This is a genomic window from Dietzia sp. DQ12-76, from assembly GCF_014145045.1.
Taxonomy (GTDB): domain Bacteria; phylum Actinomycetota; class Actinomycetes; order Mycobacteriales; family Mycobacteriaceae; genus Dietzia.
This window is the reverse complement of record NZ_JAALDV010000451.1, coordinates 1-2,058: the sequence shown is the minus strand read 5'-3', so window position 1 is coordinate 2,058 and position 2,058 is coordinate 1. Positions and strand designations below refer to the sequence as shown.

General features: G+C 71.6%; 2 protein-coding genes. Both read left to right on the top strand.

The window, feature by feature from the left end; translation table 11 throughout:
• The first annotated feature begins 201 nt into the window (after positions 1–201).
• Entirely contained in the window at positions 202–1,377 is a 1,176-nt protein-coding gene (locus G6019_RS14525; protein ID WP_182613631.1) for an ROK family transcriptional regulator, read from the top strand.
• A gap of 83 nt (positions 1,378–1,460) precedes the next feature.
• On the top strand, positions 1,461–1,982 hold the full coding sequence (locus G6019_RS14520) for a flavin reductase family protein (RefSeq protein ID WP_182613630.1): 522 nt from the start codon (positions 1,461–1,463) through the stop codon (positions 1,980–1,982).
• Positions 1,983–2,058 lie beyond the last annotated feature (76 nt).

Sequence of the window (2,058 nt, the reverse complement as noted above, 5' to 3'; positions counted from 1 at the left end):
TGGTCGGCCTGGTCGGCCTGGTCGGCGTGGGGACGTATGGGGTCGGTGGCCACTGACGGCTCCTGGGGGTCTGGGATCGGACTGCGGACCGACTCATCGTGGGACCGGGCGGTGGCGTGGAGCCACAATTGGCGTCACGAGGATCGATACCCTTAACCAGAGTAGACCGATCGGTCTATAGCCTGTGTTACCCTGCTCGTCATGACCACCCGATCTGCCGCCCCTGTCCTGCGCTTGTCCGATGTGAGCGCGGCCCGGGTCATGCGCACGATCCGGTTCCGGGGGCCCGTCACCCGCCCGGAGGTGGCAGCGTCCACGGGCTTGTCGGTGGCGACGGTCGGCCGCGCCACGGCAGCGCTGCTGTCCGCCGGCGTCATCCGCGAGCGGCCGGAACTCATGCACGACGGTTCCGTCGGTCGACCGAGCATCCCTGTCGAGATCGATCCCGGCGGGCCGGTGGTGGTGGCCGTCCACGTCGGCCTCAGCCGCTGCGTCGTGGCGATCAGTGACCTCGCCTGCCGGATCCTGTCCGAGTTCGCGATCCCCACCCCGGGCCGGGATCCGGAGCAGATCGCGGACGAGCTGTCCGCGATCGCGTTCCGTCTTCTCGACGGCCACCGTGGACGTCGGCTCGTCTGGGGTGGTGTGGCCACGGCGGCCAGGATCACCTCCCCGGGCAGGGTCGACCACGACCTGCTGGGGTGGCGGGACGTCCCGGTGACCGAGCTGTTCGCCGATCGGCTCGGGGTGCCGTTCTCGGTGGCCCCGCACGTCGAGGCCATGGCCGCGGCGGAACTCCTCGTGGGGCATGAGACACACACCGGGACGACGCTCGTCGTCTACGCCCGGGAGCATCTCGGCTCCGCCCTGGTGATCGACGGCGCCGTACACCTGCCGCGCGCCGGCTCGGCCGAACTGGCGCACCTGCCCGTGGGGCCCACCACGTACCTCGACGACCGCGGAGGCGGCCTCACGGACGTGGTGGGCGATTCCGGACTGGTCCGCGCCGCGGCCGCCCGCGGCATCCCCGTCGGGTCGGTGGTGGAACTCGCCGCACGCGCACCCGGCGATCCGGTGGCCGAGGCGATCCTCGTCGAGCGGGCCACGGTACTCGGCCGCCTGGTGGGGCTGCTCTCGACCATCACCCGCCCGGATTCGGTGGTGCTCTGCGGCCAGGCCTTCACCGACCACCCGCGATACCTGGGCCCCGTTCTGAGCGCCTCGCGGGAGACCCCCTTGCCGGGAGAAGCGCCCGAACTCAGGGTGTCGACGGCGGGAGGGCGGATCCAGCAGGTGGCGGCCATGGCGGTGGCGCTCGACGCCATCTCCGCGGACCCTACGAGCGCGCTGCCCGCACGCTTGTTGTCGGTGTCCTGACGTGGTGACGGCGGCGTCACCCACTTCGCGTCAGCACGAGCAGAACGTTCGACATCCGTAGCACGAGCCTCCAGACTTCTGGCATGACCGAACGAAGCCTGTCCTCCGACCGCCAGAGCGTCTCGGCGGAGACCCACCGTCGGGCGATGCGACTGCATCCCGCCGGAGTCACGATCATCACCCTCGACGGCGCCGACGGCCCGGTGGGGTTCACCGCGTCGTCGCCGTCCAGCCTGTCGTCCGAACCGGCCCTGGTGAGCTTCAACGTGGGGATCTCCTCGTCCAGCCTGGCCGCGGTGCTCGACGCCCGCACCGCCGTGATCCATCTGCTGGGGGAATCCGACCGGCACCTGGCGTCGAGGTTCTCGGGGCCCGCGGCACAGAGGTTCACTGACCACTCCCTGTGGACGCGGGCCGAGACCGGCGAACCTCTCCTCCACGGCGGGCGGGCGCGACTACGGGTCGCACTGGACCGTCTCGTGCCTGCGGGCGACCACGTCCTGGTGATCGCGCGGATGCTGGACGCCTGGTTCGACGACGAGCCGAGTGATCCGCTCGTGGTGGTCGACGGTGGCCTGTGGGCGGTGCCGTCGGCCCGCGACTGACTGCCGGGTCGCCCCCCCCGGGGCCTGCGATCCGGCAGACGACGAGGCGGCCCCCGCTCGGAAGAGCGGGGGCCGA

Coding starts and splice junctions, on each gene's coding strand:
- G6019_RS14525 (WP_182613631.1), top strand. CDS start 202: ATGACCACCCGATCTGCCGCCCCTGTCCTGCGCTTGTCCGATGTGAGC.
- G6019_RS14520 (WP_182613630.1), top strand. CDS start 1,461: ATGACCGAACGAAGCCTGTCCTCCGACCGCCAGAGCGTCTCGGCGGAG.